Below are 23,422 nucleotides of genomic sequence, written 5' to 3'. Positions count from 1 at the left end.
CGGGTCCGCGATCCGGGGGCGCCGAACCGCGCTTCCACAGTTCGCGTGCCGGGGCCTAGAACAGGCCTTCGATCTGGCCGTCCTCGTTGAGCCGGATCGATTCGGCGGCAGGTGTCCGGGGCAGGCCCGGCATGGTCATGATCTCCCCACAGACGACAACGACAAAGCCCGCGCCGGCGGACAGCCGCACTTCGCGCACCGGGACGGAATGGCCGGTCGGCGCGCCGCGCAGGTTCGGGTCTGTCGAGAAGGAATATTGCGTCTTGGCCATGCAGACCGGCAGGTGGCCATAGCCCTGCTCTTCCCATTGGGTCAGCTGATCGCGGATCTTCTTGTCGGCGATAACCTCATCCGCGCGATAAATCCGCTTTGCAATTGTTTCGACCTTTTCGAAAAGCGACATCTCGTCGGGATAGATGGGCGAGAAATTGGCCTCTCCGGCATCGGCGATCTGGGCCACTCGCGCGGCCAATTCAGCCGAGCCTTCGGACCCCAGTTCCCAGTGACGCGACAGGATCGCTTCGGCCCCGTGGGTCGCGACGTAATCCTTCACGGCCTGCACCTCGGCATCGGTATCGGTGACGAAATGGTTGATCGCCACGACCACCGGCACGCCAAAGGATTTCAGGTTCTCGATATGGCGGCCGAGATTGGGGCAACCGTTGCGAACGGCCTCGACGTTCTCGGCGCCCAGATCGGCCTTGGCGACGCCGCCGTTCATCTTCATCGCGCGGACGGTGGCGACACAGACCACGACCGATGGCGCGAGGCCCGCCTTGCGGCACTTGATGTTCATGAACTTCTCGGCACCCAGATCGGCGCCAAAGCCCGCCTCGGTGACGACGTAATCGGCCAGTTTCAGTGCCGTCTTGGTGGCGATGACCGAATTGCAGCCATGGGCGATATTGGCAAACGGCCCGCCATGGACGAAGGCGGGGTTGTTCTCCAGCGTCTGGACAAGGTTCGGCTGCATCGCGTCTTTCAGCAGAACCGTCATGGCACCATCGGCCTTGATGTCCCGGCAGAACACCGGGGAGCGGTCACGACGGTAGGCCACGATCATGTCGCCAAGGCGACGCTGCAAATCGGCGAGGTCCGTGGCAAGACAGAGAATTGCCATGACTTCGGAGGCGACCGTGATGTCGAACCCCGTCTCGCGCGGGAAACCGTTGGCCACGCCGCCAAGGCTGCAGGTGATCTGGCGCAGCGCACGGTCGTTCATGTCGACGACCCGGCGCCAGACGACGCGGCGGATGTCGATCTCCAGTTCGTTGCCCCAGTAGATGTGGTTGTCGATCATCGCCGACAAAAGGCTGTGCGCGCTTGTGATCGCGTGGAAATCGCCGGTGAAGTGGAGGTTCATTTCCTCCATCGGGATGACCTGCGCATAGCCGCCTCCCGCAGCTCCGCCCTTCATCCCGAAGTTCGGGCCGAGCGAGGCTTCGCGGATACAGATCATCGCCTTGTTGCCGATCCGGTTCAGCCCGTCGCCAAGACCCACGGTCGTCGTCGTCTTGCCCTCACCGGCAGGGGTAGGGTTGATGGCCGTGACAAGGATCAGCTTGCCGTCGGGGCGATCCACGAGGCTGTTGATGAACTGCTGGCTGACCTTGGCCTTGTCGTGGCCATAGGGCAGAAGGTCGGCCTCGCCGATCCCCAGACCAGCGCCGATCTCGAGGATCGGTTTCTTGGTCGCCTCGCGGGCAATCTCGATGTCACTCTTGTGGGCCATTTGGAACTCCCTTCCCCGGTCCGGGACGCATGTCTTTGATCGCTCTTCTAATCAGGCCCTACCGGATCGCACACAGCGATTGCGACATTTTGGCCATCGGAATCGCCCAAAGGGCGAAACGCGGTTTCACATTGGAAACGATCTCCACCGATCCCGGAAGTCAGGGAGCCCAGGCCCGTTGATCGGGAACATGCAGCGTGACCGTGTGGCCAAGGCGCAGAATGCCCTCGCGCTCGACCCAGGCCGTCACGCCGCGCAGCCCCTTGGCCGCCTGTTTGAAGCCCTTGCCGTGGCCTTCGGCCACCGCTTCGATCGTCATTGCGGGCAGGTGGCAAGGCCGGTTCTGCATATCGACCGTCAGGGTGCAGCCGCCCTCGGCCTGAAGCCGCGACGAAGGTGGCACATGGCTGAAATCGGGGATGCCCCGGATTACGACCGACGCGCCGAGCCAGCGCGGATCGATCTGCGGCAGGCCGAGGCTGGCCGCGATCCGGTCCAGCTCTTCCTCGCTTACGACGCTCAGCTGCCGGACGTTCCGGATCTCGGTGCCGCGCGGATACTGGGTGGAGACCCGGCTGCAGGACGGGCGGGTCAGGCCGGCATGAACCTCTCCTTCGAGGCCCGCGAAGGTCAGCGTCATTTCTGTCAGGCCATCGGTCTCGATCTCGTCGGCGTCCCGATGGGGGACGCGTCCCAACCAGACGATGGTTCCCGATATGTCGGTCTTTTTCAGGGCGGGCATGGGCGGTCTCCGGACTGGGGCTCACGCAGGCAGTTTCCATGTCGCTTGGCCAACTGCAAGTCGAAGGGCGAATGAAAAACGCCCCGGCGCTGTGGCACCGGGGCGTTGGGGTCGTTTCTGCCTATCGGGTGATCAGGTGACGGGCTCGGGCTCGGGCCCGCTGTCGTCTGCCTTGGGCTTGCGCGGCTTTGTCTTGGGGATCGAGGTGACCGATGCACCGGGGCCCTGATTGGTGGACGTATCGTCCCCATCGTCGCCACGGTTCAGCGGTTCCCCGTTGATCACCTTGGTGATCTCGGAGCCCGTCAGCGTCTCGTATTCCAGAAGACCCTGGGCAAGGCGTTCCCACTCCTCTTCGTGTTCGGTGAGGATGCGCTTGGCCGTTTCATAGCCCTCGTCGATCAGCTGCTTGACCTTCTGGTCGATGATCTTCTGGGTTTCGGGGCTGTGGTTCGTGCCACCGCCATAATTGCCCAGATAGGATTGCTGTTCGTTGGCGTAATCCACGTGGCCGAGATCGGGGTCATAGCCGAACTGCGTCACCATGGCGCGCGCGATCTTCGACACCTGCTGGATGTCGGAGGTTGCGCCCGAAGTCACGTTCTCGCGGCCGAACTTCAGCTCTTCGGCGACCTTGCCACCCATCGCCATCGCGATCTTCGAGCGATACTTGGTGAAGGTCACGCTCAGCTGATCCCGCTCCGGCAGAGACAGGACAAGACCCAGCGCACGACCGCGCGGAATGATCGTCGCCTTGTGGATCGGATCATGTTGCGGGACGTTGAGGCCGACGATGGCATGGCCGGCCTCGTGATAGGCGGTCAGCATCTTTTCCTCTTCCGACATCACCATGGAGCGACGTTCCGCGCCCATCATGACCTTGTCCTTGGCACTTTCGAAATCGATCATCGTCACGAAGCGACGGCCGACACGGGCGGCCATCAGGGCCGCTTCGTTCACGAGGTTCGCAAGGTCGGCGCCCGAGAAGCCCGGCGTGCCGCGCGCGATGATTCGCAGGTCGACATCGGGGCCCAGAGGCACCTTGCGGGCATGAACGCCGAGGATCTTTTCACGGCCCTTGATATCGGGATTCGGAACCTGGACCTGACGGTCGAACCGGCCCGGACGCAGAAGCGCGGGGTCAAGCACGTCGGGGCGGTTGGTTGCCGCGACGATGATGATGCCCTCGTTCGCCTCGAAGCCGTCCATCTCGACCAGAAGCTGGTTCAGCGTCTGTTCTCGTTCGTCGTTGCCGCCGCCGTAGCCCACGCCACGGGACCGGCCCACGGCGTCGATCTCGTCGATGAAGACGATGCAGGGCGCGTTCTTTTTCGCCTGCTCGAACATGTCGCGGACACGGGAGGCACCCACACCGACGAACATCTCGACAAAGTCAGAGCCCGAGATGGTGAAGAAGGGCACGCCCGCCTCGCCAGCGATGGCACGGGCAAGAAGCGTCTTACCGGTGCCCGGCGGGCCGACCAGCAGTGCGCCTTTGGGAATCTTGCCGCCAAGGCGCGAGAATTTCTGCGGGTTGCGCAGGAATTCCACGATCTCTTCGAGCTCTTCCTTGGCCTCGTCGATGCCAGCCACGTCGTCGAACGTCACGCGACCGTGCTTTTCGGTCAGCAGCTTGGCCCGCGATTTGCCGAAGCCCATCGCACCGCCACGACCACCGCCCTGCATCCGGTTCATGAAGTAAATCCAGACACCGATCAGCAGAAGGAACGGCAGCAGCGACAGAAGGAACGTCGTAAAGCCCGACTGTTCCTGGCTGCGCGCGGATACGGGGATGTTCTCGTCGATCAGTAGCTGCGTGACTTCGGCGTCCTGCGGCTTGATCGTCACATAGTCGCGGCCATCCGATCCACGGTAGCGGACCTGTTCACCATCGAGCGTGACCTGACTGACCTGCCCCGCCTCGACGGCGGAGACAAAGTCGGAATAGCTCCGGGTGTTGGACTGCAACGTGCTCTGATTGCCGTTGAACAGATTGAACAGCGCCAGGATCAGCAGGAACAGCACGACCCAGAAGGCGATATTTCTCGCGTTTCCCAAGGGAATCTCCTCACAAGCTTGGGCGGGAGGCGGCGAAACCACCTTCAACCATGTCTCTAAGATAGAGATCAGGCCCCGATCTTCAATGCGAAACGGTGCGGTGCGACGGATCGGCGCCCATTCTTTCTGAGCCTGACAGCAAAAAGCTGCGAAAATCGGGCGAAAGGCGGGCGGACCATCCGTTTGCAAGACCGGCCAGTGGGGCCGCGACAAGTTCCCCCTGATCGAAAAGCGCCGGGGTCGTCATCAAGCTTTCGCGCGGTAAGCCGATAGCGCGCCAGTCGTCGATATCGCGGATCGCGGGACCGAGGGGACCAAGGGTCAGGCTCTCGGGCAAAGTGTCAGAAAAATTGCGTGTCTTGACAAGGTCTTGGACGCCTTCAGGCGGCGAGATGATCCACCGCTCCTCCCAGCTGAGGGCCGCCGATGTGCCGAAAGGAACGATCATGGGCGGCGGGCAGGCAGACAATTCGCGCCTTAGCCGGGCACCGCCCCCCTCCGGCAACATGGAAACACCACCCAGCGTCCGGGCCTCGCCCCGCCGCAGCGCCTCGGCGGCCTGAAGCGCGGCGTCATAGCGCGGACGGTAGGCGCCGTTACCGATCCAGCGAATCGCCGCCGTGAAGACCCGCGCCTCCGTGTCGGACCGGCCCAGCCAGAGCGAATCCGCGTCGAAGATCAGATCTCCGCCCTCCACCCGCACATGGCGATCGGCATAATCAGCCGCCGCGTGCCAGAGCGACCGACGTGCCCGGTTCATGTGGCCTGCCGTCGAGATCAACCGATCGGGCGTCAGTCCCATCGGCTCGAGCAGTTCCAGCGCCCTGCGCGCCTTGATCCGGTCGAACCGCGTATCCTCGTTCGAAGGATCATCGATCCAGTCGATGCCCCTCTGCATCAGCCAGTCGCGCAGGTCGGCCCGGCGAACGGAGAGAAGCGGGCGGATGAAGAGCGCGTCCCGGTCCACCTCGTCGATCCCGGACAGGCCATCGACACCCGACCCGCGCGCAAGCCGCATCAGGAAAGTTTCTGCCTGATCATCGGCCGTGTGCCCCAGAAGGACCAAGGACAGGCCCCTCTCGAGCGACCATCGGTGCAAGAGCGCCCGTCGGGCCTCGCGCGCGCGGGCCTGCAGGTTGCCGCGGCCGTCCCAATCGTCCCAGACAAGCGTGTCGTGGCGAAGGCCCAGCGCCTCGGCCGCTGATGCCACGGCGTTGGCCTCCTCGGCGGCTTCGGACCGGAGCCTGTGATCGACGGTCGCCACTTCGAGCCGGATGCCATGCGCCCGACACCAGGAACAGGCCAGATGCATCAAGGCGACGCTGTCACCACCGCCCGAGACGGCGACACCCAGCGCGTCGCCATGTTTGCCGTCGATAAAAAAATCGAGCGCCCGGTCAAACGCGGCTTCGGGCGTCACGCGCAACCCAACTCCTGGATGGCGGCATTGGCGTCGGGCACTGCGGCAGAGGCGGGAAACCGGTTTGCGACTTCGCGCAAGGTCACGCAGGCATCCTCGATCTGCCCCAGCGAGGCGAGCGAGGTCCCCAGCTTGAACAGCGCGTCCGGGGCCACCACCCCACTTGGATCGCCCGAAAAACTGTCGAGATAGGATCGCGCCGCGGCGCTGAGCTGACCCAGACCTTCGAGCGCCTCGCCCCGCAGATAATATGCCTCGGCGCTGAGCGGGCTGCCGGGATAGGTCGACACGAAGGCCGAGAACCGATCGGCTGCCGCCTGCAGGTTGCCATTCGACAAATCCGCCTGCGCCGCGTCGAAATCGGCCTGCTCGCCCACCGCGAGGGCGGGCCCGGTCGCGGGCTCTTCCGACGGGACGGGAATCTGCGCCGCGCTGTCGACACCGCCCAGCGACGGCGTGTCCCCCAGAAGCGAGATGTCGCATCCCTCCTCAAGCTCGCAAAGGCGGAACTCGAGATCGCCGATCCGGTTGGTGCCGTCCACCGTGATCCGGTTGATCCGGAATTCCAGCTGTTCGGTCTTGGCGGTGAGGCGCTGCAATTCGGCCTCTATCGCGGCCAGCCGGTCCAGCGGGGTCGTGCCCGCGACACCGGTTGCGGCCCCGCCCGTGGCCGTCAGTTCGGACCTCAGGCTCTGGACCTCACCATAGAGCACCGAAAGCTGTTGGCGGATATCGGCCAGTGTCGCGTCGCGATCCTGCGCCGACACGCCGAAACCGGTTACCGCCAGAACAGCCGCTGCCAGCAGCGTCTTTCCCAATCTCATCACCACCCCCCAAAGGCTATGTTCAGCCGATCGAGGCCACCGAAATCACCGTGACCGCGCGACGGTTCTGAGAATAGCACGATTCATCGGAGCATGTCGCCACCGGGCGTTCTTTACCATAGCTCAGCGTCCGGAGACGGCTGGCGGGAACACCCTTGCTGACCAGATAATCGCGCACCGCGTTGGCCCGGCGATCGCCAAGCGCGATGTTGTATTCGCGGGTGCCCTGCTCGTCGGCATGGCCTTCGATGATGGCCAGATAGTCGACGTTGCCGATCAGCCATTGCGCCTGACCGTCCAGCGTGGCGCGGGCGGCCGCGGTCAACGTGACCTGATCGACCTCGAAAAAGACGCGGTCGCCGATGGCCTGGGTGAAGTACTCGGGGCTGGTCACGTCGTTGATCCCGGTCAGTTGATCGGCATTCTCGAGCGCGATCGTTCCGGGGTTGTTTCCGGTGCCGGTTCCGCCGAACCGGTCGGGATTGGTGCAAGCCGACAGCGCCAAGGCGCCGATCAGGATCGTGGCTTTCGTGAGGTTCATCATGGCTTTTGCCTGTTATCTGCTCATTTGCGGGAAAGGTAGCACGCCGCGCGGACCCAGGGAACGCGCAACGTTCACGAAGCATGTCATTGCTGCAACGGCCCCCAGGAGGGATCGGAGGCAAAGCCCGACAACGGCAGTTGCCTCAGGTTCCGCCCGGAAATGTCGACACTATAGAGACGTGGGCCGCCCGAGGCGCCCTGCGTTTCGCGGGTGAACATCAAGACGCGGCCATTGGGCGCCCACGTCGGCCCCTCGTCGAGGAAGGACGCCGTCAAGAGCCGCTCTTCCGAGCCGTCGGTGCGCATGACACCGATGTGGAACCGTCCGGCATTCTGCTTGGTAAAGGCGATGAGGTCGCCGCGCGGGCTCCAGACGGGGGAGCCATAGCGACCCTCGCCAAAGGAGATGCGGGTCGGCTCCCCACCGTTGGCCGACATGATATAAAGCTGTTGGGTGCCGGAGCGGTCGCTTTCAAAGACGATCCGGCTTCCGTCCGGGGACAGCGACGGCGCGGTTTCGATCGACGGCGCATTGGTCAGCTGGGTATGCTGACCGCTGGCCAGATCGGTGCGCCAGATATCGGTGTTGCCGCCGTTCGACAGGCTGTAGATCACCTGACCGCCATCCCGGGAAAAGCGCGGGGTAAAAGCCATCGAGCCTTCGGCGGTGGGCAATTGCCGCCGCCCGACCGAGGCCACGTCAAGCACGTTGATCCGGGGAAAGCCGCTCTCATAGCTGGTGTAAAGCACCCGGTCGCCCGTGGGCGAGAACCGCGGCGCAAGAACAAGCGCGCCGCTGTCGGTCAGGAACTGCACGTTCGCGCCGTCGTAATCCATGATCGCCAACCGCTTGAGCCGGTTGTCCTTGGGCCCGGTTTCCGAGACAAAGACGATCCGGCTGTCGAAATAGCCGCCCTCGCCGGTGATCCGGGAATAGACAGCGTCAGAGACCTTGTGGGCGATCCGCCGCCAGCCATCCGTCGTGCCCGCGAATTGCAGGCCGTCGCCCAGCTCTTCGCCCGAAAAGACATCGTAGAGGCGGAACTTGACGACCAGCTGGCTGCCGTTGACGGACACCGCGCCGATGATCAGGGCCTGCGCATTGATCGCGCGCCAATCGGCATAGGCCACCGGCTGCGCGAAGGTGGCGACCTGGCTGATATGGGCCGAGGCCGGGATTTCCCGAAACAACCCGGTTCCCGTAAGGTCGGCCGAGACCAGGCCCGTGATATCGCGCGCGACATCCGAAGCGCCGGCGGTTTCGGCGACGAACATCGGGATCGCGAAGGGCAAGGGTTCGATGACGCCTTCGGTGATCTCGATGCGCAGCGGCTCTTGCGCCTTCAGGCCCGGGGCGGACAGCCCCGAGGCAAACAGCGCGGCCATGGCCAGGATCAGGACACTCAAGACCGGTTTCAAAATCAGGTTCCTCGTTGTTGCGCCGCGTCGACGGACGGGGGTCGCCGTACATATTAACCGGACTGCGTTGATCAAGAAAGCGGCAGGACGCAAGCGGCAAAGGATCGCCGAAGGGATGCGGGCCGTAATCGTCGGGATCATCTGATGCGCATCTCCGAAGGGTTGAACGTCATCTCGACCAGCCGCCACTGATCATACTTGTCGGCGGGAAGCGGGAAGCCCCCCGCCTGACAGCGCAGGACCGCACGGCGGGCTGCCTCGAACGCGGTATTGACGGCTGCGGAGGAACCACCGGAATTCCCAAGCATCTCTACCTGGTTGCCGATCACCCGGCCATCCCGGTCAAGTTCGAATGCCAAGGTGACGGTCACGCGGGCGGATTCGGACCCCGGATCGACGACCCAGCATTGCTGAACCGAGATGCGGAACGCATCAAGTTCGGCCCCGGTGAGCGGTGGACCGGAGGCTTCGGCCGCGCCGGTGACCGCATCCGCGACGGCATCGGCCACCGCGTCGGCGATCGGATCGGAGGCCGGTTCTGCGGGCGGCGTCGGCCGGGCAGGCCGTGCGGGCGGCCGGATTGCTGTTTCGACGGCGCCGGACGGCTCCTCGGCCTCGGTCACGATCTCGGTCGTGGCTTCCTCCGGCGCAGCCTGGTCCTGTTCCTCCTCGACGGGGATATCGGGGGTGGGATCGGGCGCGGCCTCCTGCTGGACGACAGGCGCGACATCGGCATCGGGCGGCGGGGCGGGCGCAGCCTCGGGGGCCACGCGCGGCGCAGGCCGCGGCTGCGGCCGGGGCGTTTCGGTCGGTGCCTGCGGCGGCGGCGCGACCGGCGCAGGTTCCGACAATTGCGGAACGGTATCGGTCACCTCGGTCTGGGGCGCCTGTTCGGGCGGCTCGGGCGGTGGCAACTCATCGACCGGTGGTTCGGGCGGCGTGGGTGGCGGCGTGTCAGGGGGCGGTTCGGGCGCGGCCTCCTCCGGCGGCGTGACGGCGGCGGGCGTTTCGATCTGCGGCTGCTCTGGCGCGGCGGGTTCGAAGATGTCGGGCTGCGGCGAGGTCGCGGCCACGAGGGCCGCGTAATCCTCGCCCGAGATGACAGAGACATCGGTCACATCGAAGGGCAGCGGATCCTGCTCGAGCCCCCACCCCATGACAAGCCAGCCCACGAGCGCGACATGACCCAGCGCGGACAGGGCGGTGCCTGTGGTCATCCGCGCCGCGCCGTCCGTCGCGTCGTCCTCGAAGATGGCGTCTTCGTTCTCCATGGCGCTACGCCGCGATCCTATTCGTCGCCGACCGCTTGGTCCGACCCGTCAAGGGACGGCCCGCCGATATCGGTCACCAGACCGATCTCGGAAAATCCGGCCGCGTTGAGCGCGCCCATCACCTCGGCCACGCGGTTCCAGACATTGGCGCCGTCGGCGCGCACGAAGATCCGGTCCGACGTGCGTTCCGCGGCGATGCCTTGCAGGCGCGGGACCAATTCGTCATCGGTCACCTGCGTATTCTGGATCAGAAGGAAGCCTTCGCCGGTGATCGTCACCGTCAGCGGCTCTTCCTCGTCGGTGGGCAGCGCGTTGGCCGCCGTCTTGGGCAATTCAACCGGCACGCCCACGGTCAGAAGCGGGGCGGCGACCATGAAGATGATCAGCAGCACAAGCATCACGTCGACAAAGGGCGTAACGTTGATCTCGGCCATCGGCTGGGTCCGGCCGCGACGGCGGCGGCGGCGCGATCCCCCGCCCCCGCTTTCGGATTTCATGACACCGGCACCCATGGCTCAGCTGTCCAGCTGGCGGGAAAGGATCGTGGCGAATTCGTCGGCAAAGGCCTCGTAATTGCCGACGATGCGGTCGCTGTCTGCGGAAAGCTTGTTGTAATAGATGACCGCCGGGATCGCAGCGAGAAGGCCCAGACCCGTCGCCAAGAGGGCCTCGGCGATGCCGGGCGCCACGACGGCCAGATTGGTGTTCTGCTGTTCGGCAATCTCGATGAAGGCGTTCATGATGCCCCAGACCGTCCCGAAGAGGCCGACGAACGGGGCGGTGGAGCCGACGGTCGCCAGAACCGGCAGCCCTTTTTGCAGGCGGCTTGCCTCCTTGGCGATGGCCACGTCCATGGAACGATCGATCCGGGCCTGCGCGCCCGCGATCAGCCCGCCATCCTGCCGGTGGGATCGACGCCATTCCAGCATGCCGGCGGCGAATATCTTTTCGCTCTGGCCCGTGGGGGCGGGTCCGATCTCCTCGAACAGCTGGTCGAGGGGTTCACCGGACCAGAAGGCCCGGTCGAAAGCCGCAGCCTCGCGCCGGGCGCGGCGATACTGGATCGCCTTGTCGATAATGACCGCCCAGCACCAGACCGAGGCCAGCACCAGCATGACCATGACGAATTTGACGATAAGGGTCGCGCGGGCGAACAACGCCCACATCGTGAAGTCGCTTGCGTGTTCCATCTGCCTGCTCTTTGTCGCGCCGGTACATGTTCGCGTGGCCATCTTTCGCGGCTCACTTGACCGACCTCTATCGCATCGGTCGCGGGAAATCCAATCGAACAGTGCGTCGGGGCGGTGAAAATGCGCGCGATCTTCCCCGCGCTGGGCCATTATGGGCGGAGTATCGCCGGTATGCGCGTGGGCCAGCCGCCGTCCCCGATGGCGACAAGTGTCACCACGCCGACGAACAACCTGGTCTCTTCGCGCCAGATTTCCTGCCGCAGGATCACCTTGGCCGATCCGAATTCAAGGAATTCGGTCCTGACCTCGAGTTCATCGTCGAAATGCGCGGGCGAGAGGTAATCTGCCTCAACCCGGCGCACGGCGAATATCACGCCGGTTTCCTCTTTCATCCGGCGCTGGTCGACGCCCATGCTCCGGACCCATTCGCTGCGCGCGCGCTCGATGTATTTCAGGTAATTGGCATAATAGACGATGCCGCCGAAATCGGTGTCTTCGTAATAGACGCGCAGGCGGAAAACATGCGTCATGTGGGCCGGTCGACGCGGGCCGCAAGCCGGTAGGCCAGTGCGGGATCACGCCCCATAACGGGGATCGCCGGATCATAGGCCGCGCGGATAAGCGCCCCGATCTCGGGCTTGAGAAGGACATCGCCGTCGGGTCCGATCAGAAGTGGCGGGCTGTTCTGAAAGGCCTCGTCCGACCACAAGAGCGCCAGCTGCACCGCCTGGCTGAGCGCGAGCGTCTGCGCCGGCACGTCGCGCATGTGCTCATCGAGCCGGATGAAGGCAAAGGCCGCGCGGATCGCGCCGCTTTCCTCGAAGCGAAAGACCCGGTACTGGTTCGCCCCCGCCGCCTCCAGCTGATCGAGGATGTCGCCGATCCCGGGAACAAGCCGGTCGAGATCGGGGACCTCGCGCAGCTCGTCCCATTCGGCGACAAAGAACATCATCAGATTGGTGCCGAGTTCGGGATCGGCCTCTGTCATCTTGTGACCGGCAAGCGTCACGACGGCCTCGATCCCGCCCTTGAGAACCGGCAGTGTCGCGTCGTCGACGCCGAAGATCACCGGCGCGATGGGCCGCTGCCAGCGGGCAAAGAGGAATTCGCCGTCCGAGCGGGTGAAGAGCGCCGCGATTTCAGTATGATCAAGCATGCCCAACAACTTGCAGACCGCGCCAGGCGGCGCAAGTGTTTGGCCTATTCGAAAAGGTCGGTCTGGCTCCGAGGGGGCGCGATGCCCAGATGGGTCCAGGCCTTCTGGGCCAGCATCCGGCCACGCGGGGTGCGCTGGATCAGGCCCTGTTGAAGAAGGTAAGGCTCGATCACCTCCTCGAGCGCGTCGCGACTTTCGCTGAGCGCCGCCGACAGCGTCTCGATGCCCACGGGACCGCCCGAATAGCTTTCGGCAATCAGCGTCAGATACCGCCGGTCGGCCCCGTCGAGGCCAAGGTAATCGACGCCAAGCCGGGTCAAGGCGCGGTCGGCAATCGCGCGGTCCACACGGCCATCGCCCTCGACGATCGCGAAGTCCACGACCCGGCGCAGCAGGCGGCCCGCGATGCGCGGCGTGCCGCGGGCGCGGCGGGCGATCTCGCGCGCGCCGTCATCCTCGGCCGGTGCGCCCAGAAGCCGGGCACCCCGGCGCACGATCTCGTGCAATTCGTCGATGTCGTAGAATTCCAGCCGGGTGGGAATGCCGAACCGATCGCGCAGCGGCGTTGTCAGCAGGCCAAGCCGCGTCGTGGCCCCGACAAGGGTGAAGGGCTGCAACTCGATCCGCACGGTGCGCGCGGCGGGACCTTCGCCGATCACGAGGTCCAGTTCGAAATCCTCGAGCGCGGGATACAGAACCTCTTCCACGGCCGGGTTCAGGCGGTGAATTTCGTCGATGAAAAGAACGTCGCGCGCCTCGAGATTGGTGAGGATCGCGGCCAAATCGCCCGCCTTGGCCAGAACCGGCCCCGATGTCATGCGGAAATTCACGCCCAGTTCGCGCGCCATGATCTGCGCAAGCGTCGTCTTGCCGAGACCGGGCGGGCCATGAAACAGGGTGTGGTCCATCGCCTCGCCCCGGCGGCGCGCACTTTCGATGAAGACCTTGAGGTTGGCGCGCGCCTCGGCCTGACCGATGAATTCATCGAGCGTTTGTGGCCGCATCGCACGGTCGAGGTCTTCGGGCTGGCGGTCCGGTCTGAGGGTGGGATCGGGTTCGGTCATCTCGGCGGTTTATCCCTTGGGCGCCAAAAGGCGCAGGGCCGCGCGGATCAGCGTCTCGGTCGTGGCGTCGGGATCGGCGCCCGCGGCCTCGGCCACGGCAGAGGCCGCCTCCCCGGGGGCGTAGCCGAGATTGCCCAGTGCCGAAAGCGCCTCGGACTGGGCGGCGCCTGCCCCGGCCGGGCGGCGGGGTGCGGCGCGAACGGGTGGTGCGGCCTGCTCGATCACCTCGGCGTCAGCGGGATCGCGGGCCGGAGTGCCGGATGCGGGCTCTGCCCCGCCCATGGCCATGACCGAATGGGCCTTGTCCTTGAGTTCGTTGACCACGCGTTGCCCGGTCTTTGGGCCGACGCCCTTGGCCTTGGCAATCGCGTTCCAGTCGCCCAGCGCGATCGCGCGGCTGACCCCGTCGGGGCCAAGCGCGCCAAGGATCGCCAGAGACGCCTTGGCGCCGATGCCCTGCACGCTCATCAACAGACGGTGCCATTCCTTTTCGACAAGCGTCGGAAAGCCGAACAGCTGAAGATTGTCTTCACGCACCAGAAGATCGGTAAAGAGCGACACGGCCTCGCCGGTGCCGGGCAGGCCCGCCATCACGCGGTCCGAGACATAGACGATGTATCCGACGCCCCGCACATCGATCAGGATGTGATCGCTGCCGCGCCAGTCGAGCCGCCCGCTGATCCGCCCGATCATGCGCCCGCCTTCCGCAGGGCACGTTCGAGATGCCCTGTCGATTGCATGTGATGGGCGTGGCAGATCGCGATCGCCAGCGCGTCGGCGGCATCGGCACTGGCCGGCACCGCGCCGGGCAGGTGAAGCCGCACCATATGCGCGATCTGGATCTTGTCGGCATGGCCGACGCCAACGACGGCCTTTTTCACGGCGTTGGGCGCATATTCCCCGATCGGAAGCCCGGCCTGCGCGGGCACCAGCATCGCGATGCCGCGCGCCTGCCCAAGCTTGAGCGTCGCTGCCCCGTCGCGGTTGACGAAGGTCTGTTCGACCGCGGCCATGTCGGGCGCATGCTCGACGATGACGGCGGTAAGTTGTTCGTGGAGCGACAGCAGGCGATGCGCGAGATTGGTTCCCACCGTTCGGCACACACCGCTTGCCACATGCGACAGCCGCGACCCTGCAACGTCGATGATGCCCCAACCAAGGTTTCTCAGACCGGGATCGATGCCCAATACACGCATTGCCGCCCGCTTTTCTGCTCGTTTGCCACGGGACTAGCACAAAAGGCGAACACCCGCCAAGTAGATTGCGCCGCCCGGACCCGGATCCGGCGCAATGGGCCATGATTTCTGCCATGACGGCAGCGCATAGGGACATTGCAGTCTTGTTGGTGGTGAAGTTCTCACGCTGCCCATAAATGCAGCACATCGAAAAGCACCGCCGGGCACGGACCCGGCACCCGCACAGGAAACATCACATGACCATCATCGACACGACCCGCCTTTCCACGGGCGGCGGGCTCATGACCCGCCTGCTCTCTATCGTTCACACCGTCCGCGCATGGAACGACGCGCGCCAGACGCGCCGGGCTCTGCTGCGCCTGAGCGAGCATGAGCTTGACGATATCGGGCTTTGCCGCGGCGATATCGACCGGATCAGCCGTCCGACCTATTTCTGACAGGTCAGCCGCCGGCGACTTGAAAGAGAGACGCAAAAAGGGCCGTTTCGCTTGTGCGAAGCGGCCCTCTTCACTTGCCAAGACCCGAGGAGGAGTGGCGAGGGTTCGGAACAACCGGAGGTGTCTATGGTCAGCGCGGCAAGAACGGCCCGATGACGCCTGCGACGGCAACTGTCGCGGGATCGGCCTGCAAGAGCCATGCGCCGGCCTGTTCGATCACGGTACCATCGGCAAGCGCGCCCACGCGCTCGGCATAGACGGTGGGCCCGATCCAGGCGAGCATCACGGATTTGTAAAGGATCGCCGCGAGGAACAGGATCGCAAAGCCGCGCAGGGGAAACGATGGCATGCGTTTGCGAGGAACCGTCGTGATCAGCCCATCGCGGCCGATCTTGGTTCTCGCGCCATTGAGATAAATCTGCTCATGGCGGCGGTTCACGCGATTGGTGCGCTTTCTAAAGGTATCAGCGGTTTCGCCCATGACAGCCTCCGTAGAAGCCCCCGCCCTACTGATGTTCAAATTCCCTCCGAAATGTGGCGAATTTTGGGCAGCGGCGCTGAAACCCCTCAAATTAATCGAATTTCAGCCTTCTTTGCGCAGGCAAAGCGTCGTCCAGTCAACAATGTCTTCACGATTCACAAGACTGAACCCATTGCGTGAATAAACCTTGAGGATCGCATCGGCCTGTTCCGTCAGAATCCCTGACAGAATCGCCCGTCCGCCCGCCGCCGTCGCCGCCGAGATCGAGGGTGCCAGCGCTGTCAGCGGCCCCTTGAGGACATTGGCGAACACCAGATCGAAGGGGCCTGCGGCGTCGAATTGCGGCGAATCAAGGCCGGCGGCCACGATGCAATCGATGCGGCCTTCCAGATCGTTGGCCGCCACATTTGCCTTTGCGGTGTCGACCGCCGTCTCGTCGATATCGCCTGCGATGATCGGCCCGGCGTCCGGCCAGAGGGCCGCGGCTGCCATGGCAAGGACGGCCGTGCCACAGCCGACATCGGCGATCCGCGTGGCGCGCACCCCGTCTTCGTGAAGCCGGTCCAACGCGCGCAGGCACCCCAAAGTCGTGCCGTGATGTCCGGTGCCAAAGGCCATCGCGGCCTCGATCCTCAGGGGAATGCTCCCCTCCGGGACCTTGTCGGCGTCGTGACTTCCATAAACGAAGAAGCGCCCTGCCTCGACGGGGGCCAACTCGCGGCGCACATGGGCGACCCAGTCGCGTTCCGGCACCTCGGAGACGACGAAGTCCTTGGCCCCCATGGCCGCGGCCAGAAGCGCCAGCGCAATGCCATCGGGCGGTTCCATGAAATGGGCGGCCACTTCGAACAGGCCCGATCCGTCCTCCACCTCGAAGACGCCGACACCATAGGGCGCGGGATCAAGGTCTTCGACGGCCTCGCCCAAGGCCTGTGCCGGGCCATGACCTTCGAGAGTGGTGATCGCGGAATAGACAGCAGTCATGTGAGGGCCTTTCGGAACGGATCAGGGCATCATTCGCCGGGGGTCGCCCCGAGCGCGGTCGGCATGACACGCGACAGGATCGTCTCGTTGCCGGGGGCGGGGTGGCGCGGGATCAGCAGCGCCAGAACCAGCGAGGCGAGGGCCATCCCCGCGGCCAGCACAAAGACCGCCGGCGGTGACACCAGCCAGAGATAGCCCAGCAACGCGGGCAGGAACACCGCCGCGATGTGGTTGATGGTGAACGCAACCGCCGCGGTGGGAGCGATATCGCCGGGATCGGCGATCTTCTGGAAATAGGTCTTCATCGCCAGCGCCAGCGCAAAAAAGATGTGGTCGACCACGTAGAGGATCGACGCGATCAGCACCCCCCAGCCGAACCAGTACAGCCCGCCATAGGCAAGGAAGACGATCACCAGCCCGCCATATTCGAAGATCAGCGCCCGCCGTTCGCCGAACACGGTCACGAGCCGCCCCATCAGCGGCGCAAAGATCATGTTGGCAATCAGGTTGATAAGGTAGAGCGCCGTGACCTCGTGCACCTCGAAGCCGAACTTTTCAACCATCATGAATCCGGCGAAGACGACGAAGATCTGCCGCCGCGCGCCGGACATGAATTGCAGCATGTAGTAGAGCCAGTAGCGACGCCGCAGCACGATGGACTTGAGCTGGACATGCGGCGCCTCGAATTGGGGAAAACCGACGATGCAATAGATCGCGAGGCCGATCGTGAACCCGCCAGAGACGAGGTAGACGAAGTTGTAGCTCAGATCGAAGGTCTCCCACGTCACCACGATCAGGATATAGGCCACCAGCGTGGCCGCCGATCCCGCCGAGAGGAGCCAGCCCAGCATCTGCGGAGCGCGTTCCTTAGTCATCCATTGCAGTTGAAGCGACTGGTTCACCGTCTCGAAATAGTGGAACCCGATCGAGGACAGCATCGTCACCACGAGGATCCCGCCCAGCGACGGGAACCACGCCGTCACGCCGGTCGCCACACCCAGAAGCACAAGCGCCACAAGGCCCAGAACCTGCTCGCGCATGAACATCAGAAGCGCCAGCACACCGACGGCAAGGAAGCCCGGCACCTCGCGGACCGTATGAAGCCAGCCGATATCCGAGCCGTCGAAATCGGCGACCTCGATGACGAAATTGTTCAGAAGCGCGGACCAGGTCGCAAAGGACACCGGCATCGCGATCGCCATGAGAAACAGGAGCATCACGGGGCGCCGCCAGTATGGCAGCGACTGGGCCTCGGACAGGGAAACGATCCGCATGTGGCAAGCCATTACGCCCAATTCGCGACGCTGCCTAGTCCTTGCGCGATGGCCGGCCTGCAGCCTACCGTCACGGCGGGAGGAGAGAGCGATGTCGGAAAAGATCGAAGTCGAGAACGTGAACCAGCCCGGGCATGTCGGGCGCGTCGATGCCGCGAAGTACCACGCGATGAAGGCCGCGATGCTGAACGTCATGACGCATGACGCCCCCGGCCAGACCGCCGCCGAGATCAAGGAGGCCGCCAAGGCCCATTTGCCCGGGGACCTGTTTCCGGGCGGGGCCACGTCGGGATGGTGGGCCAAATGTGTCCAGCTTGATCTGGAGGCCAAGGGCGTGATCGGCCGGGCGGCAACCAAGCCGCTTAGGTTCTACCTGACCTGATCCAGATCAAGGCAGACACATTCACGACAAGGCATATGCGCTCTGAACACGCAGGAAAGGGCGCCCCATGGAGTTTGTCATCTCACTCGTCGACCGGATCGGCGAGGCGCCGACCGCGGCGCTTTTCGGGCTGATCACGGGTGCGATCTTCGGCGTGGCGGCGCAACGGTCACGGTTTTGCCTCAGGGCCGCGACCGTGGAATTCGCCCGCGGCCAGATGGGCGACAAGGTCGCGGTCTGGTTGCTGACCTTTTCCACCGCGCTCGTCTGGGTTCAGGCCGCCCGCCTTGGCGGATTGATCGACACGACAGAGGCGCGGATGATGGCAGTGCCGGGCAGCTGGTCGGGCGCCATACTGGGCGGGCTTCTGTTCGGTGTGGGCATGGTGCTGGCGCGGGGCTGTTCGGGGCGGCTTCTGGTTCTGGCGGCAACGGGCAATCTGCGCTCGGTCGTCTCCGGCCTGATCTTCGCGGTCGTGGCGCAGATGTCGCTGCAGGGATGGCTCGCGCCCCTGCGCGACCGGCTCGCCGCGCTCTGGATCACGCCGGGGGGGCGCAACGTCGACCTTCTGGCAAGTGCGGGCGTCCCGCAATGGGGCGGGCTGGCGCTTGGCATTGGATTGGCGGGCCTTGCGCTGATCGTGGCGCGGCGCAACCGGATCGGCGGATCGCGCCTTGTCTTCGGGGCCGGCGTGGGCTTTGCCGTGGCGGTGGGCTGGACGCTGACGACGGCCCTGTCGCGCGTGGCTTTCGATCCGGTGCAGATCGAAAGCGCGACCTTTACCGGCCCCTCGGCCAACACGCTGATGTTCTTTCTCTCAAGCGATGCGGTGCTGAGCTTTGATATCGGGCTGGTTCCGGGGGTTGTGCTTGGCGCCTTTGTCGCCGCCATTGCCGCGCGGGAGTTCCGGTTTCAGGGCTTCGAGAACGAGGCCAACATGCGCCGCGCCTTTACGGGCGCCGCGATGATGGGGTTCGGCGGGATGCTGGCGGGCGGCTGCGCGATCGGCGCGGGCGTGACGGGCGGGTCGATCTTTGCAGGCACCGCGTGGGCCGCGCTGACGGCGATGTGGGTGGGCGGCATGGTGACCGATCTGCTGATCGACCAGAAAACCCCCGGCGCGGTGCCGGCCTGAGCCTAGTAGAAGCTCTGCGGATCGATATCGATCGAGAGCCGCACCGTTGACGGCAACCGCAGGCCCGAGACCCATTCGGCCAGCGCCTGTTGCAAGGGGGCGGATTTGTCCGCCTTGACCAGAAGCCTGACCCGGTGCCGCCCCCGGATGCGGGCGATCGGTGCGGGCGCGGGGCCAAAGACCTGCGCACCCACCCGACGCAGGGCCGCGTCGTTGCGGGCAAGCGCAGTCCCGATGTCGAAGACCTCCTGCACGTTAGGGCTCGACAGCACGATCCCCGCCATCCGGCCATAGGGCGGCACGCCCGCGGCGCGGCGGCCCTCGGCCTCGGCCTTCCAGAAGCCTTCCTCGTCCCCGGCGAGGATCGCGCGGATCACGGGATGTTCGGGCTGATAGGTCTGAAGCAGCGCCTCGCCCGGCGCCTCGGCCCGGCCCGCACGGCCGGCCACCTGCCGCATCAGCTGAAACGTGCGTTCCGCCGCACGCAGATCCGAGCCCTGAAGCCCCAGATCGGCGTCGATCACACCCACAAGCGTCAGCTTGGGGAAGTTGTGGCCCTTGGCCACAAGTTGCGTGCCGATGATGATGTCCGCCCCGCCGCCCGCGATCTCCTCGATATGAGCCTTGAGCGCGCGGGCCGAGCCGTAAAGGTCGGACGACAGCACGGCGATCCGGGCCCCCTCGAACAGCCCGCCCGCCTCTTCGGCCAGACGTTCGACACCGGGGCCGACGGGGGCCAGCCGCCCCTCCGCCCCGCAGGAAGGGCAGGCCTCGGGCATCGGCCGCGTCTCGCCGCATTGGTGGCACATGAGCCGCTTGAGAAAGCGGTGTTCGACCATGCGTGCGTCGCAATGTTCGCAGGCGATCTGCTCGCCGCAGGCCCGGCACAGGGTCACGGGCGCATAACCCCGCCGGTTGATGAACAACAACGCCTGTTCACCGACCTCGAGCCGCGACGTGACCGCGGATTGCAGCGTGGGCGAGATCCAGCGCGCCCCGGGCAGATCCTCCGCCCGCATGTCGATCGCGGCCAGCTTGGGCATCACGGCGGGTCCGAACCGGTCGGTCAGGTCGAGCCGGGCATATTTGCCGGCCTCCACATTGGCCCAGCTTTCAAGGCTGGGCGTGGCAGAGGCGAGGATCACCTGCGCCGAGTTCATCGAGGCGCGCAGCACCGCCATGTCGCGGGCATTGTAAAGGACACCGTCCTCCTGCTTGTAGGACGTGTCGTGTTCCTCATCGACGACGATCAGGCCAAGATCGCGAAATGGCAGGAACAGCGCCGATCGCGCGCCCACCACCACCTGCGCATCGCCCTGCGCCACCATCCGCCAACAGCGGCGCCGTTCCGTCATGGTGACGCCCGAATGCCATTCGGCGGGTCGTGCGCCAAACCGCGCCTGCATCCGGGAAAGAAACTCACCCGTGAGCGCGATCTCGGGCAGCAAGACAAGCGCCTGACGGCCACAGCGCAGGGCCTCGGCCACGGCTTCGAGATAGACCTCGGTCTTGCCCGACCCTGTGACCCCGCGCAGAAGTGTCGTGCCGTAACCCCCGGTGCGGATACCCTCGCGCAGGACAGCGGCGGCCTGTGTCTGGCTCCGGGTCAGGTCACGCCCGGTGATGTCAGGGTCGAGATGCGGATAGGGCATGTCGCGCGGGGCCTGTTCCTCGAGAACGGAGCCCTGCTTGACGAGGCCCTTGACGACGGAAGTCCCGACGCCTGCCATCTCGGCCAATTCGCCCAGGGTGAACGCCAGCCCGCCATAGTCCTCGAGCACGGCAAGAACCTTTTCGCGGGCGGGCGTCATCCGGTCGGGCCGCGCTTCGCCCAGACGGTAGACCAGCCGCATCGACGGCGGATCGCCAAGGCCCGGGGCCCGCATCGCAAGACGCAGCATCGCGGGCATCGGGGTCAGCGTGTAATCGGCGGCGCGGGTCAGGAACATCCGCATCTCTTCGCGCATCGGCGGCGTGTCGATCACCCGGATCACCGAGCGGATCTTCGAGATATCGAAATCGCCCTTGCCTGCCCCCCAGACAACTCCCGGAACCTTGCGCGGCCCCAGAGGCACCTCGACAAAGGCACCGATCCAGCAACCGCCTTCGGGCGCGCGGTAATCCAGCGTCCGGTCAAGAGGCTGCGTCGTCAGGACGGCGATCAGCGTGCCTTCGTCGAAGAAGCGGTCAGACACGGCCTGTCACGCGGCGCGGCGGGTGGCGGCCGTCAGAACCCCCATCGCCACCAGAACCGCACCCCCGCCCTGCCGAGCCAGAGAGCGACGGCGGGCCGGGCCATCCGCGCCCTCAGCCTGTCGGCAAGGATCGCGTAGGCCAAAGCGTTGAGCGCCGCGAGCCCAACGAAGGTTGTGATCAGGATCGCGAATTGCGGGGCAAGCGGTGCCTCCGGCCGCAGGAATTGCGGCACGAAGGCGATGAAGAAGGCTATGGATTTGGGGTTGAGCGCGGTCACGGTGAAGGCATGTCCGAACAGGGCCGCGGGCCGCGTCTTGCGCCCCGCGGTCGCCTCCGCCAGCCCGGCACCGGGCCGCGCCCGCAAGAGCCGGATGCCCAGATAGACGAGGTAGGCTGCGCCGATCCACTTGAGCACGACGAAAAGCTCGGCGGAGGCCTGAACCAGCGCGCCAAGCCCCAGAAGCGATGCGCTCATCGCGACGAAATCGCCGGCGGCGACGCCTGCGGCGGTGGCCAGCGCCACCTTGCGGCCATGGGTCATCGCATAGCTTGCAACAAGGATCACGGTCGGCCCCGGCACGATCAACAGCGCCGAGGACGCCACGACGAAACCAAGCCAGAGCGCGAAATCCATGACCAACTCTCCCGGGGGACATTCGACGTAAAGCAAACCCCACCGCACCGGCACTGTAAAGTGCTTCAACCCTTTTCGCAGCGTGGCCGATGCGGTAGGAGACGCTCAACCCCAAGCCAAGCTTCAAGGACGGATACCATGAAATTCTTTGTCGATACCGCGGATACGGATGCGATTGCCGAACTGAACAACCTTGGCATGGTCGACGGGGTGACGACCAACCCGTCGCTGATCATGAAATCCGGACGTGACATCAAGGAAGTCACCAAGCAGATCTGCGAGATGGTCGACGGTCCCGTCAGCGCCGAGACCGTGGCGCTCGATGCCGAGGGCATGATCGCCGAGGGCCGGGAACTGGCCAAGATCGCCGACAACATCACGATCAAGGTGCCGCTGACCTGGGACGGTCTCAAGGCCTGCAAGGTGCTGACCGGCGAAGGCCGGATGGTGAACGTGACGTTGTGTTTCTCTGCCAACCAGGCGCTTCTGGCGGCGAAGGCGGGGGCCACGTTCATCTCGCCCTTCATCGGCCGGCTGGACGATCTGAACATCGACGGGCTCGACCTGATCGCCGATATCCGCGAGATCTATGACAATTACGGGTTCGAGACGAATATCCTCGCAGCCTCGATCCGGACGGCCAACCACATGTCGGAATGCGCCAAGATCGGCGCCGACGTGGCCACCGCGCCGCCCAACGTCATCAAGGCCATGGCGAACCACGTCCTGACGGACAAGGGTCTCGACGCGTTTCTGAAGGATTGGGCCTCGACCGGTCAGAAGATCCTGTAAGGCACGGAAAGCCCCCCTGCGGGAACTACTCCTCCCCCCTGAGTTCGCGGATCACCTTCGGCCAGAGCTGGACGAAATCGATGGAGGTCAGGTGCGGCCCCCCGGGCACGGGATCATCGTGCGTATCATCCTCTGCACCGCGCAGGATCTGTTCCGACAGCTTGTGCAACCGCGCGCGGGCGCCGTCTGCGGCGAGGGTCCCGTCGATCTGGCTGGCCCAGTGATCCATCGCCACGATCATCTGGGCAAAGACCACGGGTTCCAGCCTCGATATCGCGTCGCGGACAGGCCCCGAGCGGGGACCGGAGGCGTCAAGTTCAGCCCAGTGCCGCGTCACGCGGGTCATCAGTCGGGCGCATTCCGCGATCCTCGGATCAGGTGGGCGGGTTCCGTCTGGCATCCTTTTCTCCCTTGGGCAACGAACGTGCCGACCACGGCACAGATCGCGGAAAAAGATGAAGAAATGCTTGCCCGGCACCGCCCCCAAAGCCA

At 65.1% G+C, this 23,422-nt stretch carries 24 protein-coding genes and 1 pseudogene; 4 read left to right on the top strand and 21 right to left on the bottom strand.

The annotated features are described in order from the left end of the window. Positions 1 to 55: 55 nt before the first annotated feature. The 15 genes from EP376_RS13475 to ruvC form a co-directional block, all read right to left on the bottom strand. A complete protein-coding gene (locus EP376_RS13475; RefSeq protein WP_127656118.1) occupies positions 56 to 1,732 on the bottom strand; it encodes a formate--tetrahydrofolate ligase in 1,677 nt (558 codons plus the stop codon). A gap of 160 nt (positions 1,733 to 1,892) precedes the next feature. Continuing rightward, the gene (locus EP376_RS13470; protein ID WP_127656117.1) at positions 1,893 to 2,474 is read right to left on the bottom strand and encodes an MOSC domain-containing protein; all 582 of its coding nucleotides are present in this window, start codon (positions 2,472 to 2,474) and stop codon (positions 1,893 to 1,895) included. A 132-nt stretch (positions 2,475 to 2,606) separates the two neighbouring features. Then, positions 2,607 to 4,532 (bottom strand): ATP-dependent zinc metalloprotease FtsH, encoded by a 1,926-nt coding sequence (ftsH, locus tag EP376_RS13465; RefSeq protein WP_127656116.1) that lies wholly within the window; start codon positions 4,530 to 4,532, stop codon positions 2,607 to 2,609. Between the two features lie 82 nt (positions 4,533 to 4,614). Next, entirely contained in the window at positions 4,615 to 5,952 is a 1,338-nt protein-coding gene (tilS, locus tag EP376_RS13460; protein WP_127656115.1) for a tRNA lysidine(34) synthetase TilS, read from the bottom strand. Then, a complete protein-coding gene (ybgF, locus tag EP376_RS13455) occupies positions 5,949 to 6,776 on the bottom strand; it encodes a tol-pal system protein YbgF (RefSeq protein ID WP_127656114.1) in 828 nt (275 codons plus the stop codon). Before ybgF ends, tilS begins: the two co-directional genes overlap by 4 nt. A 22-nt stretch (positions 6,777 to 6,798) precedes the next feature. Continuing rightward, the gene (gene pal, locus EP376_RS13450; RefSeq protein WP_127656113.1) at positions 6,799 to 7,320 is read right to left on the bottom strand and encodes a peptidoglycan-associated lipoprotein Pal; all 522 of its coding nucleotides are present in this window, start codon (positions 7,318 to 7,320) and stop codon (positions 6,799 to 6,801) included. Between the two features lie 83 nt (positions 7,321 to 7,403). After that, complete coding sequence (gene tolB, locus EP376_RS13445) at positions 7,404 to 8,705, bottom strand: Tol-Pal system beta propeller repeat protein TolB (protein ID WP_127656255.1); 1,302 nt, start codon at positions 8,703 to 8,705, stop codon at positions 7,404 to 7,406. Between the two features lie 170 nt (positions 8,706 to 8,875). Continuing rightward, the gene (locus EP376_RS13440; RefSeq protein ID WP_238928842.1) at positions 8,876 to 10,009 is read right to left on the bottom strand and encodes a hypothetical protein; all 1,134 of its coding nucleotides are present in this window, start codon (positions 10,007 to 10,009) and stop codon (positions 8,876 to 8,878) included. A 17-nt stretch (positions 10,010 to 10,026) separates the two neighbouring features. Next, positions 10,027 to 10,521 carry an ExbD/TolR family protein gene (locus EP376_RS13435; RefSeq protein ID WP_127656112.1) on the bottom strand — a complete coding sequence of 165 codons (495 nt, stop codon included), beginning with the start codon at positions 10,519 to 10,521 and terminating at the stop codon, positions 10,027 to 10,029. Between the two features lie 3 nt (positions 10,522 to 10,524). Further along, on the bottom strand, positions 10,525 to 11,199 hold the full coding sequence (gene tolQ, locus EP376_RS13430; protein ID WP_203331014.1) for a protein TolQ: 675 nt from the start codon (positions 11,197 to 11,199) through the stop codon (positions 10,525 to 10,527). A 149-nt stretch (positions 11,200 to 11,348) separates the two neighbouring features. Then, positions 11,349 to 11,729, bottom strand: a complete 381-nt coding sequence (gene ybgC / locus EP376_RS13425) for a tol-pal system-associated acyl-CoA thioesterase (protein WP_127656111.1) — start codon at positions 11,727 to 11,729, stop codon at positions 11,349 to 11,351. Beyond that, a complete protein-coding gene (locus EP376_RS13420; RefSeq protein WP_127656110.1) occupies positions 11,726 to 12,355 on the bottom strand; it encodes a hypothetical protein in 630 nt (209 codons plus the stop codon). Before EP376_RS13420 ends, ybgC begins: the two co-directional genes overlap by 4 nt. Before the next feature lie 44 nt (positions 12,356 to 12,399). After that, positions 12,400 to 13,419 (bottom strand): Holliday junction branch migration DNA helicase RuvB, encoded by a 1,020-nt coding sequence (gene ruvB, locus EP376_RS13415; RefSeq protein ID WP_127656109.1) that lies wholly within the window; start codon positions 13,417 to 13,419, stop codon positions 12,400 to 12,402. Positions 13,420 to 13,428: 9 nt separating this feature from the next. Continuing rightward, entirely contained in the window at positions 13,429 to 14,112 is a 684-nt protein-coding gene (ruvA, locus tag EP376_RS13410) for a Holliday junction branch migration protein RuvA (protein ID WP_127656108.1), read from the bottom strand. Beyond that, positions 14,109 to 14,615 (bottom strand): crossover junction endodeoxyribonuclease RuvC, encoded by a 507-nt coding sequence (ruvC, locus tag EP376_RS13405; RefSeq protein WP_127656107.1) that lies wholly within the window; start codon positions 14,613 to 14,615, stop codon positions 14,109 to 14,111. The genes ruvA and ruvC overlap by 4 nt, the downstream gene beginning before the upstream one ends. A 236-nt stretch (positions 14,616 to 14,851) precedes the next feature. On the opposite strand from ruvC, the gene EP376_RS13400 reads away from it, so the two are divergent. Beyond that, positions 14,852 to 15,052 carry a DUF1127 domain-containing protein gene (locus tag EP376_RS13400; RefSeq protein WP_127656106.1) on the top strand — a complete coding sequence of 67 codons (201 nt, stop codon included), beginning with the start codon at positions 14,852 to 14,854 and terminating at the stop codon, positions 15,050 to 15,052. A 130-nt stretch (positions 15,053 to 15,182) separates the two neighbouring features. Here EP376_RS13400 and EP376_RS13395 read toward each other — a convergent pair whose 3' ends face one another. From EP376_RS13395 to EP376_RS13385, 3 genes are all read right to left on the bottom strand, one after another. Next, positions 15,183 to 15,533, bottom strand: a complete 351-nt coding sequence (locus tag EP376_RS13395) for a hypothetical protein (protein WP_238928841.1) — start codon at positions 15,531 to 15,533, stop codon at positions 15,183 to 15,185. Positions 15,534 to 15,635: 102 nt separating this feature from the next. Then, on the bottom strand, positions 15,636 to 16,517 hold the full coding sequence (locus tag EP376_RS13390; protein WP_127656105.1) for a 50S ribosomal protein L11 methyltransferase: 882 nt from the start codon (positions 16,515 to 16,517) through the stop codon (positions 15,636 to 15,638). A gap of 29 nt (positions 16,518 to 16,546) precedes the next feature. Beyond that, the gene (locus EP376_RS13385; RefSeq protein WP_127656104.1) at positions 16,547 to 17,791 is read right to left on the bottom strand and encodes an MFS transporter; all 1,245 of its coding nucleotides are present in this window, start codon (positions 17,789 to 17,791) and stop codon (positions 16,547 to 16,549) included. A gap of 91 nt (positions 17,792 to 17,882) precedes the next feature. Here EP376_RS13385 and EP376_RS13380 point away from each other — a divergent pair, with 91 nt between their 5' ends. Further along, entirely contained in the window at positions 17,883 to 18,173 is a 291-nt protein-coding gene (locus tag EP376_RS13380; protein ID WP_127656103.1) for a DUF6958 family protein, read from the top strand. A 67-nt stretch (positions 18,174 to 18,240) separates the two neighbouring features. Beyond that, on the top strand, positions 18,241 to 19,308 hold the full coding sequence (locus EP376_RS13375; protein WP_127656102.1) for a YeeE/YedE family protein: 1,068 nt from the start codon (positions 18,241 to 18,243) through the stop codon (positions 19,306 to 19,308). Between the two features lie 2 nt (positions 19,309 to 19,310). Here EP376_RS13375 and EP376_RS13370 read toward each other — a convergent pair whose 3' ends face one another. Next, complete coding sequence (locus tag EP376_RS13370; RefSeq protein ID WP_127656101.1) at positions 19,311 to 21,503, bottom strand: primosomal protein N'; 2,193 nt, start codon at positions 21,501 to 21,503, stop codon at positions 19,311 to 19,313. Positions 21,504 to 21,509: 6 nt separating this feature from the next. Continuing rightward, positions 21,510 to 22,138 (bottom strand): annotated as a pseudogene (locus tag EP376_RS13365) (LysE family translocator). Between the two features lie 138 nt (positions 22,139 to 22,276). On the opposite strand from EP376_RS13365, the gene fsa reads away from it, so the two are divergent. After that, positions 22,277 to 22,930: a fructose-6-phosphate aldolase gene (gene fsa, locus EP376_RS13360; protein ID WP_127656100.1), complete on the top strand. Its 654-nt coding sequence runs from the start codon at positions 22,277 to 22,279 to the stop codon at positions 22,928 to 22,930. A gap of 25 nt (positions 22,931 to 22,955) precedes the next feature. Here fsa and EP376_RS13355 read toward each other — a convergent pair whose 3' ends face one another. Next, positions 22,956 to 23,330 (bottom strand): hypothetical protein, encoded by a 375-nt coding sequence (locus EP376_RS13355; protein ID WP_127656099.1) that lies wholly within the window; start codon positions 23,328 to 23,330, stop codon positions 22,956 to 22,958. Between the last annotated feature and the right edge of the window lie 92 nt (positions 23,331 to 23,422).

Source organism: Alexandriicola marinus, assembly GCF_004000435.1.
In the GTDB taxonomy this organism is placed as follows: Bacteria; Pseudomonadota; Alphaproteobacteria; order Rhodobacterales; family Rhodobacteraceae; genus Alexandriicola; species Alexandriicola marinus.
This window is presented reverse-complemented; position numbering and strand designations above follow the sequence as displayed.